The organism is Streptomyces sp. NPDC056296 (genome assembly GCF_042268605.1).
Classification (GTDB): Bacteria; Actinomycetota; Actinomycetes; order Streptomycetales; family Streptomycetaceae; genus Streptomyces.
This window is the reverse complement of the sequence record NZ_JBHJRX010000010.1, coordinates 164,736-191,509: the sequence shown is the minus strand read 5'-3', so window position 1 is coordinate 191,509 and position 26,774 is coordinate 164,736. Positions and strand designations below refer to the sequence as shown.

Below are 26,774 nucleotides of genomic sequence, written 5' to 3'. Positions count from 1 at the left end.
GGCTGGACTGGTACAACTACCACCGACCCCACACCGGCATCGGCGGCCACACACCAGCCAGCCGCGTCACCAACCTGCCCGAACAGCACACCTAGGCGGCTTGAAGTCGTTCCCGGAGCGCAAGGGAGCCGGACATCCTTCGGGGGTGTCCGGCTCCCGCTGTTTTGACACTCGTCGGCCTACGAACGCCAGAACTGCAGGAGGCGACGGAGCCATGAGGGCTGCGCAGGCTCGCGGCTCCCTGGACCTTGGGCCAGCAGGCGACGGTCTCGGTCCCGATTGCGATCGATTTCCGCCGGCGAGTACCGGCGGCTCCAGCGGACGCGGCCATCACGGATCCAGTAGTGCGACTGGCACGGGAGCGACCAGTTGCCGATCGAGGGGGTGAGGGACACGCTTTCGCCGTCATAGGTAAACGACCACTGGGCCGGGGAGAGCGGTGTGACGACTTCCTGGCCACATCCGCAGCAGCACAGGTGGCCGCACGTGCGGTAGGGAACCGAGATGTAAAGCACGCCTGCGTCCATCGTTGACGGGAAACTCGCGGTGAAGAGCGGTCGCAGAGTGTCCTGCCTGGTCACGGTAGGTCCTCGTTGGCGATCTCGTTGGTGATCAGCGAGTACGTCGAGTGGCTCTCGCCGGTGGCGTCGGCGTAGATGCCGAGGGAGCGTTTCCAGCGGATGACGGCCAGAACGGCGTTGAGCGCGTTGAGGTCCGCAGTCTGGATGTTACTCGCGTAGGCGTCGCGTTCGTGTGCTGGCCGGGGAATGCGACCACGGGCGTCTTCTCGGCGGCCGGGGAGGCTCGTGGTGACCCGGAGTAGTCCGCTGAGGCGGCCGTCGATCTCTTCGATGCCCATGCCGACATCGACGAAGGGCACGTCGTGGGATTCGAGCCAGTCGAATATGGCCGGTTTGCTGGCGGCGTCGTCAGAAGCGACGAACACGAACGTCGCTCCTTCGAGGAGGTCGAGATTGTCCTCGTCGAGGTACTTCGGACAGGCGGTTACGTACCGGTGCATCTCAGCGTAGACCGCAGCGAAGTAGGTGGCCTTGAGCGCGCGTTCGCGCAAAGCGTCGAGGGCGGCAGCGCCGGGGGCGCGGAAGGCGTTGTGGTTGTCGAAGGTGTCGCCGTCGATGAGGAGAATCGAGTCAACCTCGGTCTTGGCGACTTGGTCGAGGATGTAGCTTCCGCTACCGCCGAGGCCGACGATCACGACGTGGTGACCTCTGAACCGGCGGTTGACGGCCGCGATACCGGCGCGGGAGGTCGCGGTGTCGCGGTACACAAACGGGCTGTCGTCGTGGATCTCCTGCCACGCCGCACCAGGGGTGGGCGTAGCTGTGGGGTCGAGGGCGTGAGCGTGGTCGGCGATCATCCGTGTGTACGCAGTGATCTTTGTGTACTGATCGGGGTAGCCGTCCGAGGGCTTGCTGGAAAGCATGAAGTTGGTCTGCCTGCCCTCTGTGATCACCCGGGTCTCCGGAGTGGCGAGGGGCAGGGGGCGACCGTGCTCAGTGCACGGGGTGGAGCCACCGAACCAGATGCGGTGGTCGGTGCCGGAGACGAGGCGGTCTCCACTGATGGTGACCGGGTGGGCGAGGAAGCCGCGCTCGACGGTGCGGTTCTCAGTGACGTACGGGATCCGGACGATGAGGTGGCCGGCCTGGAGGACGAGGTCGTAGCCGTCATCGAGAAGGCGGGAGAGATCGGGGTCACGAGCGAGAAGTGCGGTAGACATCGAAGACCATCCCCTTCTTCACTCGGACTTCGTGGCCGGCCGTAAGGCTGCCCGTTCCGTGTCCGTCGTGCCCGCGGCTGTAGCGGACCGTGTAGGTGTCCTGGTCGCTGGGCGGCTGGCCGGGGTAGGCGAGTTCGACGACCTGCTCGTAGGTGATCTCCTTCGCCTCCCAGGTGTGCGGGCGGGCATTGACGATGATCGTGTCGGGCTTGGGACCGTGGCTTTCCTGCATGGCAAGTCCTTCCTGGCGTACTCCGAGTAGTCGCAATCAGCAGATGTCGACCACTGCTCGAAGTTTCGAGCAGCTACACTGTAGCAGAGGTGATCGAAAAGTCGAGCAGTGGATGAAGTCGGGGACATCGATGAATGAGAGTCCGGGCGTGAACGTGCAGGTTCTGCACGCGGCGCTGGATGCAGCCCGTGCGGAGAAGGGGCTGTCCTGGAGGCAGCTGGCCAAGGAGCTCGGGGTGAGCGCGTCAACCATCTCGCGCATGACCAATGGGCTGAAGCCTGATGTCAGTGCGTTCGCAGCCATGACAACGTGGCTTCGGATGCCGGCGGAAACCTTCTACGTCACCGCAGAACGTGAGGAGGCGCAGGAGGACCCGGAGCTCGTCGCATCACTGGTACCCCTGCTCCGGGCGCGCAGCGACCTCAGCGGCGACGACGTGGCCTACCTCGAAGAGGTTATCGGCGCCGCCGCACGGCGGTTCCGTGCGGAACGTGAATCCCGGAGCAGCTGAGTTGCGCTGGACGCAGGCGCTGATGCGCGAGGTAGCACAGGAGGAGCGGGCGGGACTCGGTCTGGACCCCACAGACCCGCTCGACCCGTATGCGTTGGCCGAGGAGCACGGCATCGCCGTGTACACCCTCGAAGGTCTCCAGGAGTTTGAGATGGATGCCGCCGCTCTCCACCACTTCACGGTGAGTAGCTCCTCGGCCTGGTCCGCTGCCCTGGTGCCGCTCGGAACGGCGCGGGTGATCGTCGAGAACGAGTCCCACATACTCGTCCGCCGTCGCTCCAACATTGCCCATGAGCTCGGTCACTTTCTCCTGGAACATTCCTTCGACGGGGTGATCCTTGGCGAGGACCATAAGCGCCAGTTCAATCCGGAGCAGGAGAAGCAGGCCAAGTTCATGGCCGGCGAACTGCTGGTACCTCTGGCGGCAGCCCAGCGCATGGCGTACGCCGACTGGGACAACGCGCGCGTAGCGGCTGCTTACATGGTGAGCGAGCAATTCGCGCAGATGCAGATGAAGGGGCAGCGGGTGCGGGCACAGCGGGCGGCGCAGAAGTACGGGTTCAGCTCCTCTGCGAGACGCGCCCGGCCGTGAAAGTCACCACAGGGACAAGGGCCGCCCTGCAGCAATAGCCGCCCTGATCCGGTGCGCGATCTCGATCTGGGACTCGTTGCGGGCTCGGCCTGTGCGGATCGCGGCACCGATTGCGCGCGATCGGTGGGCGGGGCCGCGGAGGTCTGCCAGGGGACTGCCAGGGTCATGGCGCCGGGCGAGCCATTCCGCGCGGTTTTCGGCCGGAGTGCCCAGTCGGAGATGCGTCGGCTGTTGGCAGGAGTGGTTGTCGCAGGTGTGGCAGACGGTCGGGCTGTCGGTACCCCAACCGAGCCGAGGGATGACACCGTGCGCGAGCTGGTACCCGTAGAGGTGGCCCGGCACCGTGCCGCGTCGAGTTCTGCCTGGCCGCGAGGCGGCCCTGAAGCTGGCGTGGCCGGTGCTGGAGATCCCGCCGAAGAAGAACCAGCAGTCCTCGGTTGACGAGGATCGGTGCACCTTTGCCCAGTATCGGGTTTGAACGGACTCGTTGGCCAGCCAGACCGACCACTCAACAGCCGGTATGCGCAGGGGCGTTGGCTCACCGATGAGGGCAAGCTGCTCATCAACGGGAACGAGCCCGGACTCGTTCACCGCCGAGAGCGGGAAGAGTCCCGGCCCGAGGTCGCTCTCAGGCGGCATCAGCCCGGCTGCCATCCGCTGTGACAGCCGGGGCAGGGATGCTCGAGGTCGAGGGAGCCGCATCCGCCGCAGCCGCCCGGGGCTTACGCGCCCGGGTGGCACGGGGGCGCTCGGCACGGGCGCGCAGCGACTCGATGACCTCCTTTGCGCGAGCGGCGGTAACAGGCTTCGCCTCGCGTTCCAGCTCCTCCGCCGGCACCCCCAGCAGTTCCGAGACCAACTCTGCGTCGTTATCGAACAGCCGCAGAACTACAGCAGCAGCTTCCCGCGCCGTGACGTCGGCCTCCTCCTTCGCCTTGGCCGCCTTCACCGCAGCCTCGCGCGCGGTCAACGCGTTCGCAGCGGCCACCTCCCGCGTCTTCGCCTTCAGCGCCTCAGCAGCGCGAACCCGCCGCCGCAGTTCCGCCGCGCTCACCGGTCCTGCTGAAGTGGTGCTCACCCGTGCCCCCAGTATTGTTCGAAAAAACTGCTTGTCGCGCGCACCGTAAGCACAGGTCCGCGGACATCTCGAACCATCGGGGGGGGCGGCGAGGGCGGAAAGGCTGCCTCCGGCGGGTCCTCCTCGGAGGGGGTGGGGGCTGGTCTGTTGGGTGCGGGAGCGTTGTGGTGCGGGTGAAGGCGGGGTTACCTCCTCGGCCGGACACCCCAGGGGGCGTACCAGGAACCCGGACACGGCGTCCAGGCCAAGCCGCTACGCGGTCGCTACGCGAGCCAGGACACCGCGCCCGGAACCCTGATACGGCGGAGCTGTCCGACCGAGGAGGGAACCCCGCCCAGGCCCGTTGTGGCCGGGCCCGGCCGAGCGGGTGCGGGCCGTGGGTGTGAGGAAGGGCCAGGTCAGAGCCCTTATCCAGGTTGACCCGACCTGTAGAACGTGGTTTAATTAGTGATGTCGGGAGGGGAGGGCAACCCCCGACCGGCACACGGCAGGCCGACCGGCCGCCGACAACCTCTCTCACCAGGAGAACGAACGTGAGCACCACGAAGGCACCCGCGAAGCTCGAAACCATCCGCGCCCTTCTCGCCAAGGCGGAGGATCCCCGTACGCCGGAGTCGGAGGCGGAGTTGGCCCGGAAGCGGGCGTTCGAAATGATGGCGAAGTACGGTGTTGAACAGGCGATGCTCAACGACGCCAACCCGGCCAGCGACGCCCCGATGAACCGCAAGATCGTTCTGGACAACCCGTGGGCGATGGAGCGGGTCCGCCTCATCAACCGCATCGCGCTCGCCCTCGGCTGCGAGCTGATCCACCTTGGCCGAGAGGGGAGCGGCCCGGCCCGCCGAGTGCACATCTTCGGGTACGCGAGCGACCTTCAGCGTGTCGAACTGCTCTACACATCCCTTCTCCTCCAGATGAACAGCGGACTGGCCGCTCAGTCGGTCCCGCCGGGCCAGGGTGCGCGTGCCTGGCGTCGGTCCTGGCTCCTCGGCTTCATCAACCGGGTGGGCGACCGCATCGAGGAGGCCGAGCGCGGCGCACGCGACGAGGCCAGGGGCGAGACCACCGCCACCGGCCGCAGCGCGGCCCTCGTGCTCGCGGACCGCAAGGCCGTCGTGTCGCGCAGCTATCAGCAGGCGTACCCCCGTGCACGCAAGGGTGGCACCACCACCATGACCGGCAACGGGTACGGAGCCGGATGGATGGCGGGAAGCCGCGCCGACATCGGCGGTAAGCGGATCGGCCGCACCACGGCCGGGTCCATAGCCGCGTAACCCCGTCCAAGGCCGGGGGGTGGCCATCCGCCGCCCCCCCCGGCCGCCGAGCCCGCGACCTACCCCAGGAGGCATGACCGTGCCCGCTCGAAAGCCACCAGCCCCCCCGCCCGCATCCTCACCGCCGCCGCCGACCACATTGAACGCGTCGGCCTCTACCAGGGTGACCACCTCTGGCAGCCCGGCCGGATGGGCGACATCGCCCCATGCACCGTGCTGCACGCGTGGGAACGCGGCGTGCGCTCCGTGCGGCCCCGATGGTCCGTACGCGGTGAACCGTGGAACATCTTCCAACGCGCCCTGTTCGACTCCCTTGTGGTGCTCAGCAACCACATCAACGGCCGCCCCGTGCCCGGCGTCCGGTGGCGAAAGCTGAAGCTCACCGAGGGCGCCTACCGGCGCACCCTGCTGTGGTGCTGGGGGGATGGGCTCGAGCGGACTACCGCCGAGGCCGCCGCGATGATCCGTGCCGCCGCAGCCCTGCACCCGAGTGGCGGCGATCACATCATCCCTGGGTGCCCCACTCCCGAAAACATGGTTTATTAACGTTGTCGGAAGGGGGAGGGCAACCCCCCGACCGACACCGTCACCGGGCCGACCGGCCCGAAGAACTCTCACCAGGAAGAAGAAGGACCGATGACGAACACCGAGACCCAGGCCGGCGTCCAGGCTGCCCCCACCCCGTGGCCGACCCTCACGGTCGCCGAACTCGCCGCGCACTCCGGCAACGTCCGCGACATCGAGGCCCTGGCCGATTTGCTGGCCGACGTGAAGGAGAATGGCGTCGTGGAGCCGCTGTACGTCGTACGCACCCACGGCGACGTGCCGCAGGTCATCGACGGGTTCCGGCGGCTGGCCGCCGCCGTCGCCGCAGGGTTGGAGACCGTGCCGGTTACCCCGCGCCCCGTGATCCGGATTGACGCGCTCACCCCGCACCCGAAGAACGCCCGCGAAAACCTTGACCTCAACGCGCCGTTCGTGGAATCGCTCCGCACCGAAGGGTGCCGCATCCCCGTCAAGATCCAGCGGCTCGACGGCGGAGTCCTCCAGGTCAACGACGGAAACCGCCGCTACCACGCAGCGCAGGACGCGGCCCTTACCCACCTGCCGTACGAGTGGGAGGACGACGACCGCGATGCGGCGGGCCAGTTCCTGGACATGATCACGACCGCTCAGCACCGCAAGAGCCTCAGTGTGTCCGAGATGAACCAGGCGATGTTCAGCGCGGCCGAGGCGGGCGCGCAGGTCGCCCGCATCGCCAAGGCCGCAGGCGTGCGGCAGAAGGACGTCAAGACGCTGGTCAAGGTCCGGTCCGACGAGAATCTGTCGGCCGCCGTCAGTGGTGCGAGCAGCTACGAGTGGACGTTTGAGCACCTGGCCGCGCTATCGGAGTTCGCCGACGACGCGGAAGCGCTCGCCGCGATCACCGAGGCCGCCGCCGAGGACGACGCCGACGAGGGAGACGTTGACTGGGCTATCGCCGTCGAGCGGACCAAGCGCGACAAGCGGACCAAGGCCGAGGCCCATTGCGCGGAGTTGAAGGCGGCCGGGCAGAAGATCCGGGACGCCGAGGAGCTGTCCGAGCGGGCCACGCCCGTGTGGCGACTGCGCGACATCAGCACCGAGCAGCACGCCGAGTGTAAGGGTCTGGTGTGGGTGTTCGATGAGCGGCGGGGCGACCGGTACGAGCCCTACTGCTCCGCTCCCGGCCTGTACGGGCACACGGTGCCCGAGGGCAACAGCGGCACCGGCGGCACGAAGACCGCCGCCCAGGTGGAGGCCGAGCGCGCCGCTCGCGCCGCCGTCAAGAAGGGGAACATCGACTGGGACGCGGCCGAGGCTCTGCGCCGGAAGTGGATCACCGACCTGATCAAGCGGCGCAATCTCCCGAAGGCCATCACCAACACTCTGATCGTGCACGTGAATAACGCTCTGTTGAACGGCAGTTGGGGAATTTGTGACGACCTGAACAAGGAGCCGACGACCGAGATCCTGGCCGCCTTCCTGGGTCTGAGCACCGAGCAGGCCAAGGATCGGGGCAGTTTCGCCGGGCACGTTGCCAAGGACCCGCGCCGCGCTCCCCAGTTGCAGTTCGCAGCTATCGCCGCAGTCCGGGAGAAGTGCGCGAACCGGTCGGCGTGGAGGACGGACAGCCAGCGCGCCCCGTGGACGCGGACGCCTACCGGCCGCTGGTTCCAGGTGCTCGCGTCCCTCGGGTACCCGCTCACGCCCATTGAGCAGGCGGTCGTGGATGACGAGCCGTACGACCCGTCGAAGAAGAAGCCCCGCGCGATCACGTCCGGCAGCGAGTCGGAGACCGAGCAGGAGCCCGGCACCGACGAGGAGCAGGGCGAACCGGAGGCCGAGGAGGCCGACGACCCGGCCAGCGACGACGAAGCCGCCGCCTAACCGCCTCAGTCCCCGACGCCGGGGGCGGGAACCCTCCCCGCCCCCGGCCACCCCAGGAGCCCCACAGTGACCCGTACAGCTCTGTTCGAGACCCACGCCGACGACCACAGTTGCGGATGTGTTCCCTCCCCCGCCGAGCCCGACCCCGGCACCACCGCCGACATCATGCAGGCTCGCGCCATCGCGGGCGGACTCGCGGAGTTCGGCATCGGGCAGCGCCGCTGGTCCGCCGCCTACGACCACCAGGCCGCCGCCGTCGTCCTGCGCGTGGACACCCCGCGCGGACTGTACGCGCTCGCCATCCCGGCCCCCGGCCAGCCGTTCCCCGTCCGCCACCGTGGCGAGCGCATCGGAGCGCTGGACTGCCGCCGCACATACGGCACCGCCGACAGCTACACCGCCGCCCTGTTCGCCACCTTCCTGCGCGACCGCGCCGCACTCGACATCCCCGGCCGGGATGCTTGTCTCACACCCAAAAACATGGTTTAATTAATGATGTCGGAGGGGGAGGGCAACCCCCCTCCGACACCGCGGGCCGCCAGCCGGCCCGACCCCGGCCGTACGCGGAGGGCAACCCGCCCGGCCGGGCCCGCGATTCCTCTCTCACCAGCAGGAGCACCCACGATGACCAGCGCAGCCATGCGTTTTTCCATCCCCGCCACAGCCCAGTCCCGCGTCCATCAGCTTGTCGAGGCCACCAACGCCCGCGCCGCCGTCCACCACCTCAGCGCGTACACGCTCGACATCAGCAAGCCGTTCCTTGCCGACTACCACGACATCGACGGCCGCCTGATCGGCCAGCGACCCACCGTCACCGTGACGATCTGCGGTGACATCCCCCGTCACCACGGCTGGACCGTCATTGCCCGCCTGGATCACGACGAGGAGGGTGAGACGATCACCAGCCTGTTCCCCGGTCTGCCCGGGCAGGACGCCGAGGCCGCGCGCCAGTACCGGGCCATCGAGAACTTCTGCCACGGGTGCGCCGTCGCCCGCCACCGCACCGCTACCTACCTTGCCCGCCACGAGCACGGCGAGATGCGGCAGTTGGGCACGACGTGCGTTGAGCCGTACACCGGTCTGCCGATCAAGGGACTTGAGGCCCTGTGGCGTTTCGGCACGCTGAAGGACTCCGATTGGGACGGCGAAGAGGGCGGCATCCCGGCCGATCTCCGCGTCCCGGTGATCGAGGTCCTGCGGGTCACCGCCGCCATCGTGAAGACCGAAGGCAGGTTCTACAGCCGTTCCGAGCAGTGGAAGAACACCCCGCCGACCGCCGACGGCGTCGAAGCGTACTTCTTCGACCGCAAGGCCCCGATGGACTGGCGGGCCGCCATCGACGCCGACCCCGACGCGCCGACCACCGCCGCCGCCGTCCGGGCATGGGCCGTCCAGGGATACGGCAGCCTCTCCGACTACCGCCACAAGGTGGGCCAGTTGGCGAAGGGTGAGACCGTCGACCCGCGCCACCTGCCGACGCTGGTGTCCGCCATCGCGGGTTGGTACCGCGACCAGGAGAAGGAAGCCGCCGAGCAGGCTGCCCAAAACAGCAAGCCGCAGGGCACGGTGGGCGAGCGCATCACCACCACCGCCACCGTCACCACCGTGATCGAGCTGGAGGGCCGGACGTACGGCTACCACACCCAGCGCCGCCGACTGGTGAAGTTCCAGGACCCGAGCGGCAACGTGTTCGTCTGGTTCAGCTCCGCCGCCGACGTCCCCGACCAGGGCGACGAGGTCGAGCTGACCGGCACGGTCAAGGACCACAGCATCTACGGCGAGACCGCACAGACCGTGCTGACCCGGTGCCGCGTCGCCGCGCGCGAACCGGTCGCCGCGTAGGAACAGCCCCGGCCTGGCGGGAGCCACCGCCCGGCCGGACCCCGACCGCCGGGCCGTGGGGTGGACGGCATCGAGCCGCCCACCCCACGCTCCGCCCACCACCGACCGGGGGCACCCACGTCGGCGGCCGGCGCCGGTCACCGGCCCCCGTAGGAAGGGCGTCCCTCCAGGACGGCTCAGCCTGGCCCGGCTCGCAGCCGGCCGGAACGTCCGGGCCGCGGGCGGCCCTCCCGCCCCGTCCGGACGCCGGGCCAACGGGCGTGCCCTGCGGGCACGACGGCACTGTCCATCGCGCTCCGCGCGAGACGGGCGGCACCTCCCCGACGTCGGAGCACGGTCCGACGTCGACCGGACCACCGAGACACTCACTCGACCGCACCGTCCAACGTGTCCCAAGTGAAGTGTCGGGCGTTGCCGATTCATGTCCTTGACCGACACCAGCATCGCTGCGGCTCACCCTGCCGCCTTCTCTCCGGCCGCCTCGACGAAAGGCATCCAAGTCGATCTGCCGCCGGTGTTCTGCCCGATGCCGCTGCGCTGCCATCCGGACGTCAGTCTCCTCGAACGCCGTGGCATCGAGTGGATGGACCGACACGGCTTTTGCCGCACTCCCGATCAGCGAAACCGTGTCACCGGCACCAAAACAGCCCACTTCTTCGCCTACCTCTGTCCCGATGCGGATGCGGAACTGCTGCAGGCAGCTGTCGACTGGGGCTACCTGATGTTCGTCTTCGACGACCGGCATTGCGACGAGGAGTCGGACGCCGACGACGCATTCATCTTCCTGGATCTGGCCGTCCGCATCGTGCGCACCCTTGAGGCTCCCGACGCTGGTGTTCTCGACCCCCGGCACCCCTTCACCGCACCCGTGACTGACCTGGCCCACCGCATCCACCGCACCAGCAGTCCGACCCATGTGCGACGGCTCGTCGAATCACACCGCTCCTGGTTCAGCGGAGTCGCATGGGACCAGGCCGCGCGCACCCGCGGCTGGCCCACCATCAGCGACTACCTGTTCACACGGATGCTGTACGTCGCCAGCTTCACCACACTCACCTGGTTCCAGCTCAGCGAGCACAGCGAGATGCCGGACCGTCAGATCAACGCACCCGCCGTACATGCGCTGACCGAGATGGCCGGCACCGTCGCCGCCATCGACGACGACCTGTACTCCTACGGCAAGGAACTCTGGTTCACACGCCGTCGCGACGACCCGGAAGCCGTCTTCCCCGGGAACTTGGTCAACCTTCTGCGAACCACCCACGACTGCACGCTCGACCAGGCCCTACGCGAAACCGTTGTGATGCGTGATCGCATCGTCGACCGCTTCATTGACGTACGCGACCGCCTCCTGCCGCATGCCGGCGCACCGCTACAGCGCTATCTTTCCAACCTGACCTGCCTGATCCCGGGTAACTTCGCGTGGGGCCTGGCCGCCGACCGCTACACCAACCCTGACGGCCGCCACCCAGGAGCCGTAACCACCCGAGGCAGCATCACTGACATCCCCAGCGCCACCGGATCCCCCGGCATCCCTTCCATCGCCTGGTGGTGGCACGACCTCCCCCTGCCGCCCTGCTGACCCTCGTGCCGGATTTGTCATCGCAGTGCGTCCGCCCGGCGCCATCGGCCAGGAGGCCGACTTCGCCCGGACCTAATCCGGGCCCCGACCTGCGGGAGATTCGCTGGGGGCCCGGACTGGTCGGTGCCGGTGTCAGTGATTGTGTGCCTCCGGCGGGTCCTCTCTCGGAGGGTGTGGGGGCTGGTTGGTTGGGTGCGGCGTAGTTGTGGTGCGGGTGAAGGGGGGTTCCCTCCTCGGCCGGACACCCGGGGGCGTATCAGGAACCCGGTCACGGCGTCCAGGCCGAGCCGCTGCGCGGTCGCTGCGCGAGCCCGGACACCGTGCCCGGAACCCTGATACGGCGGAGCTGTCCGACCGAGGAGGGAACCCCGCCCAGGCCCGTTGTGGCCGGACCCGGCCGAGCGGGTGCCAGCCGATGGTGGCGATAAAAGGCCAGTTCAGAGCGCATATCCAGGTTGACCCAGCCCTAGAACTCGGTTTAATTAGTGGTGTCGGAAGGGGAGGGCAACCCTCGACCGGCACCCGGCGGGCCAACCGGCCGCCGACAACCTCTCTCACTAGGAGGCGGACGATCAACACGCCTCCCACCGTCGCGGAACTGCCCCATCCGATCGCCCTCGAACTCGGCGGGAACTGGCGACCGCAGCCCGCGCGCCACGGCGTCCAGGAGCTGGACCACGCCGCCACGTTCATACACCTGGACGGCCGACAGCTCCACCTCTCCGAGCGGTTCGACGACCCTGGACACCTGCACATCCGGGGTGCGTTCCACACCACCGACTACCCGTTCCGCAGGGGGGAGCGCGACACGGTCCGAGTCGCCATGAGGGGGGACCCGGCAGACATCGCGGCCCGGATCGCCGCCGATCTCATCCCCGTGCACCGTGACGTTCACGAGCGCGTGAAGGAACACAACCGCGCACAGGCCGAAATGCGCCGGGACGTTGAGGAGGCCGCACGCGATCTCTCCGCCCGGCTCCCGGGAGCGCGAACCCGAATCGACGGCACAACCGCCCTTGTTTACATGGATCTTGAACCGGGCGAAGTCCGTATCGGACTCGACGGCGACACCGTGAGTCTCGTACTCAACGACGCCCCCGGATCATCGCCGACGCCGTCGTATTCGCGGTGAGCCGATTCCCTCCCCACGTCCAGACCCCCGAGGGGGAGCGCGGCGAATACGTCGACAGATTCACCTTCTAATTCCCCGTGCGTTGCGGCGGCGCGCTGCCCAGCGCGCCGCCCTGCCCAGAAAGGCCCAGGATGAGCGCCGACGTATTCACGATCGAACCGCAATGGATCGTGCAGGCCCCGTACCTCCGGTGCACCCTCAAGCGCGCCCTTGCGCTCCAATCCGTACATAGTGTGTGGTCCGGTACCGAGCACATCAACAACGCCGTGGCGATGGCTTATGGCGATCAACTCCCGGATTCCGGCCGATGGGAACTGACCCGCTCCCAACTCCGCACACTCAAAATCACCATTGAATGGCGCAGGGCCACGCGCGGGGCCAGCGACAGGAAGACCGCCCCCGATATCCTCGAACGCTGGACGCGAATAGAGGACGAGGTCATAGCCGCATACCGCGCCGCGAGCAATAAAGCAGGGTTGTACTGGATCTAGGGGGTTGCCGATCCCCCAGGAATATGGTTTAATTAGTGGTGTCGGAAGGGGGAGGGCAACCCCCCTTCCGACACCCCCGAGGGTCAGCCGGCCCCGGAGGCCCACCTCTCACCAGGAGGACTGCGACATGCCCCGTAAGCCGAAGATGACCGACGAAGAGCGCCGGGCCTACTCCGCCAAGATGCGCGGCGAACTCGAAGCCGTCATGGATCGTGCGTATGGCGCGATGGTTGCCCGCGAGGACTTCTGGGCCGCCGTCATGCGTACGGCCGCGAACCTCACCCACACGGACCGTGACGACCGCAGCCCCACCAACTGCATCGCCGTCGCCGCCCAGTACCCCAACGCCACCCACATACTCAGCTCCGGTGACTGGCGAAAGGTCGGACGCTTCCCGGCCAAGGGCTCCACCTCTCTCCGCATCTGGACGCCGATCAAGCGGCGGCCCGAGGGGGGCCAGGAGGCTACGGCCGCAGCCGCCGACGGCGGGCAGCGAGAGGCCACCGACGGGACCGCCGGGGGTGAGGCGCGCAAGGTGTCGGGCTTCAAGGCCGGGCCGGTTTTCGACATCAGCCAGACCGACGGCGACGCCTACGAGCCGCCCGCCGCCGCCCCGCTCGCCGCCGAGGCCATCCGCGATGTCCTGGTGAACCAGTACCGCGACCAGTACCACGAGGACCCCGAGCAGGCCGGGGGGTTCGACTTCACCCAGGAAGCCCCCGACAACGCCGTCCGCATCCTCCTGTACGGCCACGCGTGGCGGCGCATCACCGAGGCGGATGCCCCCCTTCCCGGCCAGCACGCCGCCGAAGTCGCCTCAGCCGCGCACGTCGCCGCGCTCATCCTCGGAATCACTCCGGGCCCCGCCGTCATGCCGCCGCTCGCGGGCATCATCACCCACGACAAGAAGCCCCCGGTTCACGAGTCCGCCGTACGGGCCATCGAGACCGGCCGCGCCGTCAGGGCCGCCGCCGAGCGCCGCCGCGAACTTGCCGTGACCAGTTGACCCGAACCCGAAAACATGGTTTAATTAATGGTGTCGGAAGGGGGAGGGCAACCCCCCGACCGACGCCCCCGCCTGGGCCGACCGGCCCCGGCGGAACCTCTCACCAGATAGGACACGACATGCTCACCACCGACCAGAAGCTCACCGTCCAGGACTTCCCCACCGCGACACTCGTGATCGCCGGACCCTGGCACCGGGGCCACCAGCTCGACACCCGCCCCGCCGTCGTCGTCGGCCCGTTCGGCGGGCCGGAGTTCGCGGACGAGGCCACCATGTCCGTGGTCTGGTACTTCACCCACGGTGCCCCGCAGCCGGGCGACTCGGTCCAGGCGATGTTCCCGCACGAGCTGACCCGGCTGGACGACACGCTCACCACGATGCACCAGGACACGTTCCGCGACATCGTCCGCAGCCTGCGCCGGGGCCGGTTCGCCTACGACGACGGGGACGCGCTCCGCGCCGCCGTCCGCCAGGCATGGCGCGAGCGGACCGGACTGGCCGACGCCGACCCGGCCGCCCGCCACACGCTCCACCGCAACTGACACCGAGGCCCGCCGGTCCGGGGGAGGACAACCCTCCGGTCCGGCAGGCCCCCCAGCACCCCAGCGGACACCCCTTCGGGGCGGCAGGACAGGTCCGGTGCGTTTACCGCCGCCGGCCGACTCCGCCGCAGGCGGCTCCACCGACCGACAACGGGCACCAGACCGCAGCGGACGCGCCCCGCGGGGGCGCGACTGCCCCTGTCGCCGCGCAGGCGCGACGACCCGCGAGCCGATCGTCCCTCACGGCCCGCGCCGGTGGTGCAGCGCCGCTGCCAACGCACGGTCCGCCCTGCGGCCGGACCACAAACTCTCACCAGAAAAGACCAGTTCAGTGACTATCGAGATCACCCACACCCGCCGAGAAGGAACCCTGATCGAGGGGACCAGCCGGGGCGACGGATCGGCCGAGATCCTGCGACTCCGTGAGTACGGTCGCACCCAGCGCCAGCCCTTCCGCTGGAGCAGGAACCTTGACTGCTGGTACCTCCCGCACAGCCGCGACCACGCCACCTACATCCCCTCGCTCGAACTCCTCGCGCAGCGACTCCGGGAGAAGGGGTTCGAGGTCACGTTGACCGTCGACAACGCCGACCGCCGGAGCTTCAGCGAGGCCGAGGAGAAGCGGGAGGAGAAGGCCGAAGGCCGCGCGGATCGGTTCGGGGGGTACGCCGCCAGCGCTGCCCAGTCCTCCGAGGCTGCGTGGAAGAAGAGCATCGACATATCCGAGCGGTTCGCCTTCGGTCAGCCGATCCTCGTCGGTCACCACTCCGAGGGCCGTGCCCGCCGCGATCACGCGCGGATGGACGACGCGATGCGCAAAAGCATCGGCGAGAGCGACCGCGCCGCCCACTGGAGCGGCCGGGCGCAGGCCGCCGCGAACTACCAGCAGTTCAAGAAGGACCCCGGCCGCACGCTCCGCCGTCTCGACAAACTGCGGGCCGACCTCCGCGCGGTCGAGAAGTGGCAGCGCGGGGAGTCCGCCAAGGGGTTCTCCCGGAGCCCGGCAGACCCGGAGCTGGAGATCGAGCACCAGGAGCTGATCGAGGAGATCGCCCACTGGGAGAAGGTCATCAAGGAGGCCGAGGCCGAAGGCTTCAAGGTGTGGTCGCGGGCCGACTTCACCCGCGGGGACTTCGTTCTCTACCGCGGTACCTGGTACGAGGTCCTGCGGGTCAACCCGAAGTCCGTGACCATCCCGCACATCCATAACGGCAGCGGCAAGCGCATCGTCCGCGCCACCGGCAACGAGCACGACGACTGGACATGGACCGCCCCCTACGACGGCGTGTCCGGACGTAAGAGCCCTGACGAGATGCAGCAGTCGCCCCAGGCCCCGGCCATCGAACCGCAGGAGATTGCCGAGCAGTCCCCGGCGGTCGAGGAACCGGGGCCGGTCGGGAAGCCGACCGCCGCAGCGGCCCCCGCCGCAGGTGCGAACTGGCTGGACGGAATGGCGCTGGTGCTGATCGCCTCGAAGGGCTCCAGCCGCTCCCGCAAGCGGCGTGCCCTGTGGGCGATGACCCGCCGCGAAGCACAAGCCGTATGCGGCGACCCCCGCACCTCCGGCCGCTCCTACATGCTCACCTGGACCGACCGGCCCGGCACCGAGGGCGCCGACTGGGAATGGGTCCCGGACAACGGCAGCCACGCGCCGGTCCTCAACGAGCTGGGGATCACCCCGCGCCGTGAGTGGACCGCCGCCCCGCAGGCCCCGGCCGCCGAGGCCGCGTAACCGCGCCCCCGCCCGCCCCGGCGGCCGAGCGCGCCGGGGCGGGCCCCTCTCTCACCAGAACAGGGCACCACCATGACCACGCAACTCCTCGAACGACCCGCGACCATCACCGTCCCCGAAACCGAAGCGGGCAGGCCCATCGTCCCCGGGACCGGTGGCAGCAGCACCGTCCCGACGTACCGCGTCGGCACCCCCGACATCCAGTGCCGATACCCCGTGATCGTTGGCGAAGACCAGGTCATCGGCCGCGCCTACCGGTGGCACCGTGACTGGCTCGTCCTCACCACTGCGGGCGAACGCAACCTCCGCCGCCCGCCCAAGGGAACCCCCGGCACAGACATGGCCGCCGCTCATCTCGCCGAGGAGTACGCCGCCGGTCGGATCGGCGCCGTTCCCCTGGGACAGGTGCTCGCCGAGGCTCCGACGCCGTTGTGCGGGCCGGTGCCCCTCCTGCACCCGCGGATGCCGGTCAACGATCGCAACATCGAAGGCGCGCAGATCGCGTTCGCGGGACTCGCGGCCCATCACTGGCGAGCAGTCCTCACAGGGTTCCCCGGCAGCGATAACCACTGGTACCTCAGCTGTGAATTGTGCGACTGGGAAGGCCCGAAGTTCTGGAGCCACTTGCGCGGACGCAACGGAGAGCCGCCGAGCGCGCGCCGCCACAAGGGCGGGTGCATCGGAGAGGACAAGGTCCGCCGACTGATCCCCGCCTACCACTAGCAGCCCGACCGAGGGGCGGCGGCAGCCCGCCGCCGCCCCCGTCCTTCCTGAAGGACAGCACCGTGCCGACCCGACACACCCCCGAAAGCATCGTCATCGCGGACGCCCCCGCCGCCATCCTGGAATGGGCCGCCCGCCACATCGAACACGTCGGCATCCACCAGGGCCCGCGCCTCTTCGACGGTCCCGGCCGTACGGCCACGTTGCCGTGCTGGCCGCGCGGCGCACTCCAGGTCGCCGCCGGCCACGGTCGGGGAGCCGCCGGCCGGACGTACGACTGGGACCGCATCGACCGTGCACGCGACCAGGCGTTCGCCCTACTCGCGGAAACCCTCGCCGGTCACCCTGTCGACGCCGACGACCCCACCGCAGTCAAGGCCCTGCACCGCGACGTCATCGACCGGTGGAGCGCCGAGCCCGGACGTAGCGCCGCCGACGCCGCCCGCGCTTTCCGTACCGCCGCCGCACACGCTGAGCGCGCCCTGTTCTGACCCCCGACGCCCGCCAGCATCCCGAGCCACCGAAGGCCCACACGATGGACGAGACGACAGAAGACCGCAGCACCACCAGGACGCCGAGCCGCCGAGGAGCCGCCACCCCCAGCCGGGACGGCGTCCACCGACTCAGCGTTCCCCTTCACCCCCGGCTCAGCGCGACCGAGCTGATCCGCGTACTCCTCGCGGCCCCCGAGGAAACCGACCTCTCCGCCCTCGACCCCGTACAGGTCCGGTCGCTCATCGCCGACGTGCTCACCCAACACGGCTATGACGTGCTCGACCGATCGCCGTACTACCCGGAGCTCGACCGCCACCAGGACGCCCGCCGCGCCGTGCGCCGTGCGTACGGGCCTCGGTTTCTCGACGCCCCCGACGAACAGGCCGTGCTCGCGGACCCGCTCCGCGAAGTGCTCGCCGCCGGAAGCAGGACGTCGTGACCGCCACCGTCGCCGAGCCGACCGGAGCACGGGCACGGCAGACGTACTACTGGCGAGTGCGCAACGCGCGGACACGCCACCGACCCGAGTGCGCGGCCCAGGCGTGGCACATCCAGCCCGGACATCCCGGCGGCGCGTACAGCGATCTGGGCCACGAACTGGACCCGCCCGCGCACCACACCCCTACCCTGCTCTCCCGGAGCCGGCCGACCGGTTGCCGCCGGGGGGAGAAGCAGGAGTTCCGCGGCGGGTGTCTCGCGTGCCAATGGGAAGGCCCCGTGCGCTGCGGCGACGGGTCTCGGAGACGGTGACAACGAGGCGGTGGAGGAGGCGCACGACCATGCGTTCCCCGGCTGGCGGACGCTGCCGCCGATCACCACGGTCGAGGACCGGTGGGCCGTCCCGCGGAGCCGGAGCCGCCGGGCTCAGCTCATCGCCCGGTACCCGGCGGGCTGGATCGACCAGGGCGCTCCCGTCGTGACCTGGCGCCGATACCGCCGCGAAGCTCACGCCCCGCCGTACGCGGGACGCCCCCGCTACGAACTCCGCATCACCCGGCCGTCGCGCGGCAGGGGTCACCGCCCCGCAGGCCAAGGGGCCCTCTTCTGATGACCGCCGTCCTCCGGATCAGGGCCCCGCCCCGCTCAATCCAAAGGTGGTTTAATTACTCCGCCGTCAGCGGAGCGGGCAACCTCCGAGCGTCCGTACGGGCGCCGCCCACCCCAGACACAAGATGACGGCCAGCGCACAAGGGCAACAAGGCGCTGGCCGTCGGTGTCTCTCTCACCAGAAAGACCACACCATGCTATGTGACCGACACCCCGACTGTCCCCAGCCCGGCGACATTGCACAGCTCACCAGGGGTAACAGCATCGGCGCCGATCCCAACGACACCTTCGTCATCGTCGAGGACTTCCCCCCGACCGGCCGGCACCTCGTGCTCAACCTCCCCGTCGACCACCCCGGCCGCGCCGACTGGGCCGCCGCCGTCCCCCTGGCCGACATAGCCACCCTCACCCGGCTCGAACCGGCGGGCAGCCGTACGTGGGCGCCGGCCCCGGACCCGGACGACATCCAGTGACCGCGCCAAGCGCTCACGACCCCGACCAAGAACAGGAGGCGACCGTGTCCCGCAAGACCGGCCGCACGCTCTACTCACGCGCCGACCTGCGCAAGGTCCACGGCATCAGCGAGCCGACCCTTCAGAACCTCTGGACCGACCGGGAGAACAACGGGCACCCGCCCGTGGCGGACATCATCGACGGCGTCATGCACTGGGACGGCGACGTATGGGCGACGTGGCACCACGAGTTGCAGCGGCAGCGCGCCGCCGCCAGCACCACCAACCCGCCGAAGCTCGACGGCGACCCCGAAGAGATGGTCGGCCCCGCCGAAGCTGCGAAGGTCTGCGGGTTCGCCGATTCCACCACCGTCTCCCACTACGTCAAAAACCCGCCCGAGGGGTGGCCGGCACCGGACGACTGGGACGAGCTTCCGACCCGGCGCCGCCCGAAGTGGAAGCGCTGGCGGCTGTGGCAGTACCTCGCGGACCGGAAGGGCCGCGGGCACGCCGGCGGGCGCCCCACGGGCCGCCGGGGACTGGCCTACCCCTACCAGGGAGACGAGCGGCTGACCCTCGCCCGGCAGGCCATCGCGGCGAACCCCGGGGCGAAGAACGCCGAACTGATCCCGCAACTCCAGGGCCAGACGGAGAAGACCTACTCCCGCCCGACCTGGAATTCGCTCCTCAAGTCCGCCCGCGAGCACCCCGAGGAGTGACCCGTGCCCGACGCCCGCTGTCCGCGCTGCGGCGGCCCGCTCGGTGAACGACCCGCACGTTCCCGGCTGACCACCGACCGCGAGGTCTTCATCTGCACCACGTGCGGTACGGAGGAAGCCGTGCGCGAGGCCCACGGTCAGGCACCGGTGCCGTTCGGCGAGTGGCCCCTGCACACGTAGCCGTCGGCCGAGCCACACGGCCAGCATGTCGAAGGTCCCCGCTCCGACCCGGAGCGGGGACCTTCGACATGTCACCAGACGCTTGCGGGTCGGGCAGGGCCCAACCAAGACCGCTCGACCCAACAGCAGGGGCGACGCATAGCGGCTACGAGCCCCCGCCGATCGGGAGCCCGCTTCCCCCTCCGGCCGCAATGGCTGCGCGCGTCCGGTGTTTACGGTGCGGTCGTCTTCCCCGCCGCAGTGCGCGCGTTGAGGGCGTCGGTGGCGTTGGGGTAGGAGGGCATGAGGGTGCTGATGCCGGTGAGGTCGAGCATCCGGGCGAGCCGGTCGGGCACGCAGGCCAGCGTGAGGGAGCCGTTGTCGGCTTTCGCGCAGCGCAGGATGCCGATGAGGGCGCTGAAGCCGGTGGAGTCGCAGAAGGTCACCCGCGTGCAGTCCAGCACGAGGTGCGGATGGCCCTGGGCTATCAGGTGCAGCGCCTGGGCGCGCAGGGCGGGAGCGGTCTCGATGTCGATCTCCCCGGCGACGGCGATGAGCGCGAGGGGCCCGTCGGTGTGCTGGACGGTGAGCGTGAGGTCGTCAGTCACGAGAGGTGCTCCTGGCCGGTGCCGGGGTGGCGGAGGTGTGGGTGGTCACGGCGGTCGCAGGCTGACCGGTGGCCAGGGTGAGGGGGACGGACAGGGCCAGCAGGGCGATGTCGTCGCCGGCGCCGTGCGGCAGGTCGGCGACCAGAGCGACGGTGTCCTCGACCAGCATGGTGGCCGAGGTCGTGGTGCGGGTGGCGAGGAAAGCGGCTACGCCGTCCTCGCCCAGCATGGTGCCGTCTTTAAGGCGGGCCTCGGTGAGGCCGTCGGTGTAGAGCAGCAGGCCGTGGCCGGGGGCCAGGTGCAGGGTGCGGGAGGCGAACTGCGCCCCTTCGAGGGCGCCGACCAGCATGCCGCCGGAGGGCCGCACGCCCTGGAGTTGTACGGCGCCGTCGCTGCCGGGTTGCAGGTGGAACACGGGCGGGTGGCCGCCCATGGCCACCACCACGGTGTATCCGCCGTCCGTGGTGGGGGTGAGGGTGCCGAAGACGCAGGTGCAGTACCGGGTGCCGATCGACACGTCGATGAGCAGGGCGCTGTTGAGGGCGTCGAGTACGGCGGTGGGGTCGTTGTGGTTGTGGTGCTGGGCTGCCTCGCGCAGGGTGTAGCGGGCCAGCGAGGTGACGGCGGCGGCTTCGGCGCCCTTGCCGCACACGTCGCCGAGGAAGAAGGCCCACTTGTCCCCGCCCAGGGGGAAGACGTCATAGAAGTCGCCGCCGACATCACGGGGTGAGTCGGTCTGGTAGTGGCAGGCCAGCTCCAGCCCGGGTACCGCCGGCAGGTTCGGGGGGAGCAGGGTGCGCTGGAGGGTGGAGGCGAACGCAGCAATCACCTCCGTGTCGCGCTCGGCCCGCTCGCGAGCTTCCTCCTGCTCTATGCGTCGTTCCTGTTCCTCACGCAGCCGGTGCAGGGCGGACAGGCGCAGTTCCAATGCGTCCAGGACCATCGAGGCGAGGTCGACCAGGGTCGCTATGTCGTCCTGGCTGATCACCCGGGGTTTGGTGTCGAGGATGTTGACGGTGCCCAGCCGGTGGCCGCCGGAGGTGACGATCGGCGCGGCGGCGTAGAACCGCACCCCCATAGAGCCGGCGACCAGCGGGTTGGCGCAGGCAACGGGGTCGGTGAGGGTGTCGGGTATCACCAGTGCCTGGTCGCTGCCGATCGCGGAGCCGCACAGGCCCGGGTCCCGGCCGATCTGGGTAACGCCGTCCAGGCCGTGGGCGGCCTTGAACCAGATCCGGTCACTGTCCACGATCGTCACGGTGGCCACGGGGACGTCGAACAGCCGCGCGGCGATCGCCGCGACCCGGTCGAAGGCGCCGTCCGGCGGGGTGTCGAGGATGTCGTAACGGCGCACCGCCGCCATCCGCGCTGCCTCCTCATCGATCGGAAGCACGCGTTGCAGCCGCTGCTCGTTTCCGGGTGAGGCGGCAGGAACAGGTGCCGTCATCGCTAGCTCCTGCCTTCCGCGCCGGGACCGGCCCGTACGGCCGCCCCTCGGACAGTGGGGACTCTACGGCAGCACACCCCCGAGGAACCGACCGCCGTCACCGTCGCGAGCCTGCTCGACGCCGGGCTCCTGGTCCACGCCGAGGACGGCACCGCCGTACTGGCCGACGACGTCCGGTACAGCCTCCGCCTCAGGATGCCGACGACGTCAGCACCTACTGACACACCTCATGGCAGGACCACTGACATCCAGTGGCAGATTCCGCTGACGTTCCGATGGCAGACGACACCTCGCACAGAGGTAACAGTCCAACAGGACATCAGGCTCCAGGAGCCTGATCCGCAGAAGCGACGAGGCCGCTCCGAATGCCCGAGGCTCCCTCGTCGATCATGATCTTGAATTCTGAGGACCAAGGTATCGTCACTTCGTGACGATACAATCAGCCAAGATGACCGAAACTGGCCGAATGACGGCGGGGGGTGAGCGGGCCGATGGGATGGGTAACCATGATCGGCCCGTCCGACGAGCAGGTTGAGTACCGCCTTACCGGCGGCCACGGATGCGGGAAGTCCGTAGCGGTCGACGCCGCGCCCCTTATTGCCGCCATCGAGGCGAAGGCCGAAGCCGCCGGTGCCCCCGTCGCCTCCCTGCTCGCCAACCGCGAGGCCAAGCGCGCCTTCTTCCGCGCCCGCGGGCTCATCCGCAGCAAGGGCACCGCACGCTTCACCGGCTTCGACGTCGTCGAAGTCGCCGCCGCAGCCGGGCTCGACGCCCGCGACCTCTACGGCGAACAGGCCCTCCTCGCTCGGCCTGCGGACGGACAGGTGGACTACCACCTGGACGCCAATGAACGGCCCCTGGTCTGGATCGGCGGCGGGCTCACCGAGTTCGACATCACGCCCGGCAGCACCCTCGCTCCCGAGCAGTTCCCGGCCGTCCGGCGCCTCATGCTCGGGGAAGACCCCCGGACCGGGCAGACCCTCGTGGACCCCAAGCTGGCCATCGCGCCGGCCGCCAAGCTCCCCGCCGCCCCACTGGCCCGCGCCATCCGCCGCGCCGCCGCCGAACGCAGCGTGAACCCCACCTCCCTGCTCGACTCCAAGCGCAAGCAGGACGCCTTCCGCCGGATGGAGAGCCAGCTCAAGCGGTTCGGAGAGACGCATCGCGTCCCCGTCTCTACGGTGCTGAAGCTCGCCGACGCCGTCGGCATCAACGCCGTCGACCTCTACGGCGAGGACACGATGGAGAAGGCCGTCGCCGCCGAGGCGGACGGCCACCTGGACGCCCGTGCACTCCTGCGTGCCGTCGAGGCCCGCGCCACCGAGACCGGACAGCAGCCTGCCGACCTGTTCGACGCCGCGTCCATGAAGCGCCGGTACGTCCAGACCGAAGGCGAAGGTGCACGTCGTCTCCGGGACCTGCCGATGGACGTCCGCGAAGCCGTCGCGATGGCCAAGGCGGCAGGGCTCACGCCCGAGGACGTGTGGGACGCCGAGGAGATCAAGGCCGCCCTCCTCGAAGGCCGCGTGCAAGTCGGCAACCGCGGCGCCGACGTCACCTTGGACTTGGCGAAGTCGAAGTCCGCGTTCCTCGCGTATGCGCCCGAGGAGATCGCCGCCCAGGTCGAGGGCATCTACACGGCCGCCGGCCGCGAGTCCATCGGCGCCCTGGAGCGGTGGACCGCGTACGCCATGCGCGGCCACCACGGCGATGGCGACGACGCCGAGACCGTGAAGACGAGCGGGTTCTCCGGCTGGATGATGGTCCACCGCGCCGCCCGCCCCGTGGACGGCGCCCCGTACGGAGACCCGCACTTCCACCTGCACTTCACCCTCGCCAACATGGTCAAGGGCACCGACGGCAAGTGGTCCACGATGGCCAGCGGGGGCCGCGACCTCCACCGGCACACCCGCGCGACCCAGTCCCTCATGAACGCCCGCATCCGCAGGGAGTTGACCAACGAGTTCGGTATCAGCTTCCGCCGTGAGGAGCGGACGGGAGCGTGGGAGATCTCAGCGATCCCCGAGTCCACCATCAGGCTCTTCAGTAAGCGCGACAGCCAGGTCCGGGACCTGCTGACGAAACTCGGCATCGACTACGACAGCGCCACGACCCGCGAGCGCAACGCCGCCTCCACCGCGTCCAAGGCCGCGAAGAACGGCGAGGCCGCCGGGGTCGGGGACGATGTTCTCCGCGCCTACTGGCAGGCCGAAGGCCGCGCGGCCGGAGACGACCCCGACGCCATCGCAGCCAGCGCGATGGAACAGAACCGAGCAGACCAGAACCCCACTCTGGACGAACTGTGCGCCCAGGTCTTCGACCCCAAGACCGGTTTGACCAGCCACTCCAAGGAGTTCACCCACGCCGCCGCCATCGCCGCCGTGCTGGACGCCCTCCCGTACGGCGTCGCTGGCGCCGCCGAAGCCGAACAGCTCACCAACTCCGCACTTAGGCACGCCGGATACGCGGTCCAGCTCAACCCGAAGGGCGCCCAGCACTTCACGCACGCCGACCGGTACACCACGGCGGATGTCGTGGCGGCCGAAGCGCTGATCGTCTCCGAAGCCACGAACCGGCTCGGGACTCAGGCCGCCGCAGTCAGCAGCGACACGGTCGACATGACGCTGTCCACCGTCGAGGCCCAGCACGGCGGCAGCTTCACGTTCTCCGACGAACAGCGTGCCGTCCTCGAACGGCTGCTCACGGCCGGACATGGAATCGACGCCGTCGTGGGCATCGCCGGATCGGGCAAGACCACGATCATGGACACTGCCCGGCAGGCATGGGAGGCCCACGGTCTCGTCATCGCCGGCGCGAGCACGGCCGCCGTCGCCGCCGCGAACCTGAAGGCCGAGGCGGGCATCGAGTCCCGCACCCTCGCGTCCTGGTTGACCGGCATCCGCAACGGAGGCTCCGGCCTCACCGGCGTGGACGTGTTGGTCGTGGACGAAGCCGCGATGTGCGATGACCGCGACATCGCCGAACTCCTCACCCACGCCGCGGAAACCGGCACGAAGATCGTCGGCATCGGTGACCCCAAGCAGCTCCACTCGCCCGGCATCGGCGGCAGCTTCGCCGCCGTGCACCACATCGTCGGCGGGCTCACCCTCAGCCAGAATTTCCGCCAGAAGGACATGGTCGAGCGCCGGGCACTGGAACTGTGGCGCGACGACAACCGCGTGGAAGCGCTCCGTACCTTCGCCGGGACCGGTCGCGTGCACGCTCTCGCGGACAAGGACGCCACCCTCGCCGCGATTCTCACCATCTGGGCCGACAAGCGCGCCGCGCACAACGACGACCACACCGCCGTGCAGCAGCTCCTCATGCTCGCCGCCACCAACGAGATCGTGGAAGAGCTGAACACCGGCGCCCGCGCACAGCGGAAGGAGAACGGCGACCTCACCGGTCCCGAGCACGCATACGCGCTGCCCGGCGGCGGCGAGCTGACCCTGTCCGTCGGTGACCAGGTCCTCCTTCGGGTCAACGACTACCGGGGCAAGAAGAGCCGGGGCGAGAAGAGCCGGGGCGAGAACGAAGACGTCCTGAACGGCTACCGCGGAATCGTGCGCGCCGTGGATGAGGAACGCCGGGTGCTGGTCGAGTGGCGAGAGAAGACCGAGGACGGTCACCGTGACATTGCCGAATGGGTGGACGCCGACTACATCGCACAGGGCGGCCTCAGCCTCGGATACGCGATCACCGGCCACAAGTCGCAGGGCCTCAGCGTCCAAGAGGCCCTGGTCTACGGACCCGGCGCTCAGGCGAACGCCCTGTACACGATGATGAGCCGCGACAAGAAGGAGTCCCACCTCTTCCTGCCGCTCTCCGTCTACGAGACCGATGCCGACCGCGCCCGCCACGGCGATGCACTCACCGACCAGGAACAGCTTGACCGCGCCGTGGCGGGCCTCATCCGCGAGATCGAGAACGGCACCGAGGAACGCATGATCCTCACCGAACTCCCGAGGAACGCGGTCCCTGCCCACGTCCGGCAGGCCGTAGCGGACCTGCCGACCCCGCGCGCACCTGGTACCGGAGAACCGCGTGGCGCGGTCGCTCCCGACGAGGACGTGGACACCGAGAACGGCCCCACCCCGGCGCCCGCCGCGCGGCGCGCGGATTCGACCGCGTCTCCGGAACCTGCGCCGATGGCCAAGCGTCCGTACGCGCACCTCACCAGTCCGGCCCTGCGTGACGCGGCGCGCAAGGCCGTCGTGGCAGCGCGCGCCACCAGTACGGCTGCCGACAGGGCGGAGGCTGCCGCCGATCGCGCCGAACAGCAGGCTGCCGCCGGGACGGGTCCGAACGCGCTCGCGCTCAGCCGTCGCCAGCAGGACGTTGCCCAGCGTGCCGTGGCGATTCGCGAAGTCCGAGCACTGGGCGGCACGATCACGGAACGCACTGACCGACTGCACTATGCGCAGACCCGCATCCAAGGACTCGAACAGCAGCTGGCCGCGGCCGGCCGCTTGGGCCGGCCGGTGCTCCGTGGAGACGAACGGGCTGCGGCCGAGGCCGACCGTGAAGAACTGCTCCGTACGCGCGAGGAGGACGCGCGAAAACTGGAGCAGCTGAGCACGCGGCTCCATGAGGTCACCCAGCAGGCCGGACCAATCGGCGAGCACGCCGCTGTGCTCGCCGAGGCTGACATTCCGCAGCAGGAGAAGGCCGCACTCCTGCGACGTGCCCTGGAGAAGGACAGCCAGCGCGCCAAGCAGCTACGTGGTGACGCCATCAGCTCTCGCACGACCGCCAACGGATCCGCGCATCGCGCTCAGGGACTCGAAAGGGAGGTGTCGACACGCGCGATGCAGTCCCATACGGCGACCGATGACGCCAGGGCGCTTTCACCAGAGCGCTCGACGTACTCTCTGGATGGATACGGCGCCGAGCCACTGGGACATGACGAGCAGGCAGAGCATCTCAACGACGATTTGCCGTCGCTCTAGGCCCTCTCCGG

At 69.4% G+C, this 26,774-nt stretch carries 27 protein-coding genes and 1 pseudogene; 22 read left to right on the top strand and 6 right to left on the bottom strand.

Going from position 1 to position 26,774, the window contains the following annotated elements; translation table 11 throughout:
* Positions 1 to 179: 179 nt before the first annotated feature.
* The 3 genes from ACFCZF_RS10160 to ACFCZF_RS10150 are packed head-to-tail and all read right to left on the bottom strand — an operon-like array spanning position 180 to position 1,973.
* Positions 180 to 527 (bottom strand): DUF6527 family protein, encoded by a 348-nt coding sequence (locus tag ACFCZF_RS10160; RefSeq protein WP_376671282.1) that lies wholly within the window; start codon positions 525 to 527, stop codon positions 180 to 182.
* 50 nt (positions 528 to 577) lie between these two features.
* Entirely contained in the window at positions 578 to 1,741 is a 1,164-nt protein-coding gene (locus tag ACFCZF_RS10155; RefSeq protein WP_376671280.1) for a ThiF family adenylyltransferase, read from the bottom strand.
* Positions 1,716 to 1,973, bottom strand: coding sequence for a multiubiquitin domain-containing protein (locus tag ACFCZF_RS10150; protein ID WP_376671279.1), 258 nt, complete (start codon positions 1,971 to 1,973; stop codon positions 1,716 to 1,718). Before ACFCZF_RS10150 ends, ACFCZF_RS10155 begins: the two co-directional genes overlap by 26 nt.
* Positions 1,974 to 2,121: 148 nt before the next feature.
* Here ACFCZF_RS10150 and ACFCZF_RS10145 point away from each other — a divergent pair, with 148 nt between their 5' ends.
* Positions 2,122 to 2,484, top strand: coding sequence for a helix-turn-helix domain-containing protein (locus ACFCZF_RS10145; RefSeq protein WP_376671278.1), 363 nt, complete (start codon positions 2,122 to 2,124; stop codon positions 2,482 to 2,484).
* Positions 2,465 to 3,076, top strand: coding sequence for an ImmA/IrrE family metallo-endopeptidase (locus ACFCZF_RS10140; RefSeq protein ID WP_376671277.1), 612 nt, complete (start codon positions 2,465 to 2,467; stop codon positions 3,074 to 3,076). Before ACFCZF_RS10145 ends, ACFCZF_RS10140 begins: the two co-directional genes overlap by 20 nt.
* Positions 3,077 to 3,704: 628 nt before the next feature.
* Here the strand turns inward: ACFCZF_RS10140 and ACFCZF_RS10135 are convergent.
* On the bottom strand, positions 3,705 to 4,154 hold the full coding sequence (locus ACFCZF_RS10135; protein ID WP_376671276.1) for a hypothetical protein: 450 nt from the start codon (positions 4,152 to 4,154) through the stop codon (positions 3,705 to 3,707).
* A gap of 533 nt (positions 4,155 to 4,687) precedes the next feature.
* Between ACFCZF_RS10135 and ACFCZF_RS10130 the strand changes: the two genes are divergently transcribed.
* The 19 genes and pseudogenes from ACFCZF_RS10130 (at position 4,688) to ACFCZF_RS10040 (ending at position 19,780) form a co-directional block, all read left to right on the top strand.
* Positions 4,688 to 5,428 carry a DUF2786 domain-containing protein gene (locus ACFCZF_RS10130; protein ID WP_376671275.1) on the top strand — a complete coding sequence of 247 codons (741 nt, stop codon included), beginning with the start codon at positions 4,688 to 4,690 and terminating at the stop codon, positions 5,426 to 5,428.
* A 108-nt stretch (positions 5,429 to 5,536) separates the two neighbouring features.
* Positions 5,537 to 5,974 (top strand): annotated as a pseudogene (locus ACFCZF_RS10125) (DUF6197 family protein); the annotation flags it as partial.
* 90 nt (positions 5,975 to 6,064) lie between these two features.
* The gene (locus ACFCZF_RS10120) at positions 6,065 to 7,837 is read left to right on the top strand and encodes a ParB/RepB/Spo0J family partition protein (protein ID WP_376671274.1); all 1,773 of its coding nucleotides are present in this window, start codon (positions 6,065 to 6,067) and stop codon (positions 7,835 to 7,837) included.
* A 66-nt stretch (positions 7,838 to 7,903) separates the two neighbouring features.
* On the top strand, positions 7,904 to 8,326 hold the full coding sequence (locus ACFCZF_RS10115) for a hypothetical protein (RefSeq protein ID WP_376671273.1): 423 nt from the start codon (positions 7,904 to 7,906) through the stop codon (positions 8,324 to 8,326).
* Positions 8,327 to 8,461: 135 nt separating this feature from the next.
* Positions 8,462 to 9,679, top strand: a complete 1,218-nt coding sequence (locus tag ACFCZF_RS10110) for a hypothetical protein (protein WP_376671272.1) — start codon at positions 8,462 to 8,464, stop codon at positions 9,677 to 9,679.
* Positions 9,680 to 10,106: 427 nt separating this feature from the next.
* Positions 10,107 to 11,261 (top strand): glutamate dehydrogenase, encoded by a 1,155-nt coding sequence (locus tag ACFCZF_RS10105; protein ID WP_376671271.1) that lies wholly within the window; start codon positions 10,107 to 10,109, stop codon positions 11,259 to 11,261.
* 415 nt (positions 11,262 to 11,676) lie between these two features.
* On the top strand, positions 11,677 to 12,393 hold the full coding sequence (locus tag ACFCZF_RS10100) for a hypothetical protein (protein WP_376671270.1): 717 nt from the start codon (positions 11,677 to 11,679) through the stop codon (positions 12,391 to 12,393).
* Between the two features lie 131 nt (positions 12,394 to 12,524).
* On the top strand, positions 12,525 to 12,884 hold the full coding sequence (locus ACFCZF_RS10095; RefSeq protein ID WP_376671269.1) for a hypothetical protein: 360 nt from the start codon (positions 12,525 to 12,527) through the stop codon (positions 12,882 to 12,884).
* Between the two features lie 127 nt (positions 12,885 to 13,011).
* Positions 13,012 to 13,890, top strand: a complete 879-nt coding sequence (locus ACFCZF_RS10090) for a hypothetical protein (RefSeq protein WP_376671268.1) — start codon at positions 13,012 to 13,014, stop codon at positions 13,888 to 13,890.
* A 119-nt stretch (positions 13,891 to 14,009) separates the two neighbouring features.
* Positions 14,010 to 14,432, top strand: coding sequence for a DUF6409 family protein (locus tag ACFCZF_RS10085; protein ID WP_376671267.1), 423 nt, complete (start codon positions 14,010 to 14,012; stop codon positions 14,430 to 14,432).
* Positions 14,433 to 14,763: 331 nt separating this feature from the next.
* Positions 14,764 to 16,164 carry a DUF3560 domain-containing protein gene (locus ACFCZF_RS10080; protein ID WP_376671266.1) on the top strand — a complete coding sequence of 467 codons (1,401 nt, stop codon included), beginning with the start codon at positions 14,764 to 14,766 and terminating at the stop codon, positions 16,162 to 16,164.
* A gap of 72 nt (positions 16,165 to 16,236) precedes the next feature.
* Complete coding sequence (locus tag ACFCZF_RS10075) at positions 16,237 to 16,887, top strand: hypothetical protein (RefSeq protein ID WP_376671265.1); 651 nt, start codon at positions 16,237 to 16,239, stop codon at positions 16,885 to 16,887.
* A gap of 62 nt (positions 16,888 to 16,949) precedes the next feature.
* Positions 16,950 to 17,378, top strand: coding sequence for a DUF6197 family protein (locus ACFCZF_RS10070; RefSeq protein WP_376671264.1), 429 nt, complete (start codon positions 16,950 to 16,952; stop codon positions 17,376 to 17,378).
* A gap of 44 nt (positions 17,379 to 17,422) precedes the next feature.
* A complete protein-coding gene (locus ACFCZF_RS10065; protein ID WP_376671263.1) occupies positions 17,423 to 17,821 on the top strand; it encodes a DUF6181 family protein in 399 nt (132 codons plus the stop codon).
* Positions 17,818 to 18,132 carry a DUF6349 family protein gene (locus tag ACFCZF_RS10060; RefSeq protein ID WP_376671262.1) on the top strand — a complete coding sequence of 105 codons (315 nt, stop codon included), beginning with the start codon at positions 17,818 to 17,820 and terminating at the stop codon, positions 18,130 to 18,132. The genes ACFCZF_RS10065 and ACFCZF_RS10060 overlap by 4 nt, the downstream gene beginning before the upstream one ends.
* A gap of 10 nt (positions 18,133 to 18,142) precedes the next feature.
* A complete protein-coding gene (locus ACFCZF_RS10055) occupies positions 18,143 to 18,430 on the top strand; it encodes a DUF6349 family protein (RefSeq protein ID WP_376671261.1) in 288 nt (95 codons plus the stop codon).
* A gap of 193 nt (positions 18,431 to 18,623) precedes the next feature.
* Positions 18,624 to 18,902 carry a DUF6211 family protein gene (locus ACFCZF_RS10050; RefSeq protein ID WP_376671260.1) on the top strand — a complete coding sequence of 93 codons (279 nt, stop codon included), beginning with the start codon at positions 18,624 to 18,626 and terminating at the stop codon, positions 18,900 to 18,902.
* Between the two features lie 44 nt (positions 18,903 to 18,946).
* Complete coding sequence (locus ACFCZF_RS10045) at positions 18,947 to 19,600, top strand: hypothetical protein (RefSeq protein ID WP_376671259.1); 654 nt, start codon at positions 18,947 to 18,949, stop codon at positions 19,598 to 19,600.
* Between the two features lie 3 nt (positions 19,601 to 19,603).
* On the top strand, positions 19,604 to 19,780 hold the full coding sequence (locus ACFCZF_RS10040) for a hypothetical protein (protein ID WP_376671258.1): 177 nt from the start codon (positions 19,604 to 19,606) through the stop codon (positions 19,778 to 19,780).
* A 212-nt stretch (positions 19,781 to 19,992) separates the two neighbouring features.
* On the opposite strand, the gene ACFCZF_RS10035 is transcribed toward ACFCZF_RS10040, so the two are convergent.
* Entirely contained in the window at positions 19,993 to 20,367 is a 375-nt protein-coding gene (locus ACFCZF_RS10035; protein WP_376671257.1) for an STAS domain-containing protein, read from the bottom strand.
* A complete protein-coding gene (locus ACFCZF_RS10030) occupies positions 20,360 to 21,814 on the bottom strand; it encodes a PP2C family protein-serine/threonine phosphatase (RefSeq protein WP_376671256.1) in 1,455 nt (484 codons plus the stop codon). Before ACFCZF_RS10030 ends, ACFCZF_RS10035 begins: the two co-directional genes overlap by 8 nt.
* Positions 21,815 to 22,305: 491 nt before the next feature.
* On the opposite strand from ACFCZF_RS10030, the gene mobF reads away from it, so the two are divergent.
* Positions 22,306 to 26,763, top strand: coding sequence for a MobF family relaxase (gene mobF / locus ACFCZF_RS10025; RefSeq protein ID WP_376671255.1), 4,458 nt, complete (start codon positions 22,306 to 22,308; stop codon positions 26,761 to 26,763).
* Positions 26,764 to 26,774: the final 11 nt, after the last annotated feature.

What these genes read in the sequence shown, in the direction of transcription:
- ACFCZF_RS10160 (WP_376671282.1), bottom strand. Translation starts at nt 527, where the DNA reads ATGGACGCAGGCGTGCTTTACATCTCGGTTCCCTACCGCACGTGCGGC.
- ACFCZF_RS10120 (WP_376671274.1), top strand. Translation starts at nt 6,065, where the DNA reads ATGACGAACACCGAGACCCAGGCCGGCGTCCAGGCTGCCCCCACCCCG.
- ACFCZF_RS10110 (WP_376671272.1), top strand. Translation starts at nt 8,462, where the DNA reads ATGACCAGCGCAGCCATGCGTTTTTCCATCCCCGCCACAGCCCAGTCC.
- ACFCZF_RS10085 (WP_376671267.1), top strand. Translation starts at nt 14,010, where the DNA reads ATGCTCACCACCGACCAGAAGCTCACCGTCCAGGACTTCCCCACCGCG.
- ACFCZF_RS10150 (WP_376671279.1), bottom strand. Translation starts at nt 1,973, where the DNA reads ATGCAGGAAAGCCACGGTCCCAAGCCCGACACGATCATCGTCAATGCC.
- ACFCZF_RS10075 (WP_376671265.1), top strand. Translation starts at nt 16,237, where the DNA reads ATGACCACGCAACTCCTCGAACGACCCGCGACCATCACCGTCCCCGAA.
- ACFCZF_RS10050 (WP_376671260.1), top strand. Translation starts at nt 18,624, where the DNA reads ATGCTATGTGACCGACACCCCGACTGTCCCCAGCCCGGCGACATTGCA.
- ACFCZF_RS10100 (WP_376671270.1), top strand. Translation starts at nt 11,677, where the DNA reads ATGGTGGCGATAAAAGGCCAGTTCAGAGCGCATATCCAGGTTGACCCA.
- ACFCZF_RS10065 (WP_376671263.1), top strand. Translation starts at nt 17,423, where the DNA reads ATGGACGAGACGACAGAAGACCGCAGCACCACCAGGACGCCGAGCCGC.
- mobF (WP_376671255.1), top strand. Translation starts at nt 22,306, where the DNA reads ATGGGATGGGTAACCATGATCGGCCCGTCCGACGAGCAGGTTGAGTAC.
- ACFCZF_RS10030 (WP_376671256.1), bottom strand. Translation starts at nt 21,814, where the DNA reads ATGACGGCACCTGTTCCTGCCGCCTCACCCGGAAACGAGCAGCGGCTG.
- ACFCZF_RS10155 (WP_376671280.1), bottom strand. Translation starts at nt 1,741, where the DNA reads ATGTCTACCGCACTTCTCGCTCGTGACCCCGATCTCTCCCGCCTTCTC.
- ACFCZF_RS10095 (WP_376671269.1), top strand. Translation starts at nt 12,525, where the DNA reads ATGAGCGCCGACGTATTCACGATCGAACCGCAATGGATCGTGCAGGCC.
- ACFCZF_RS10090 (WP_376671268.1), top strand. Translation starts at nt 13,012, where the DNA reads ATGCCCCGTAAGCCGAAGATGACCGACGAAGAGCGCCGGGCCTACTCC.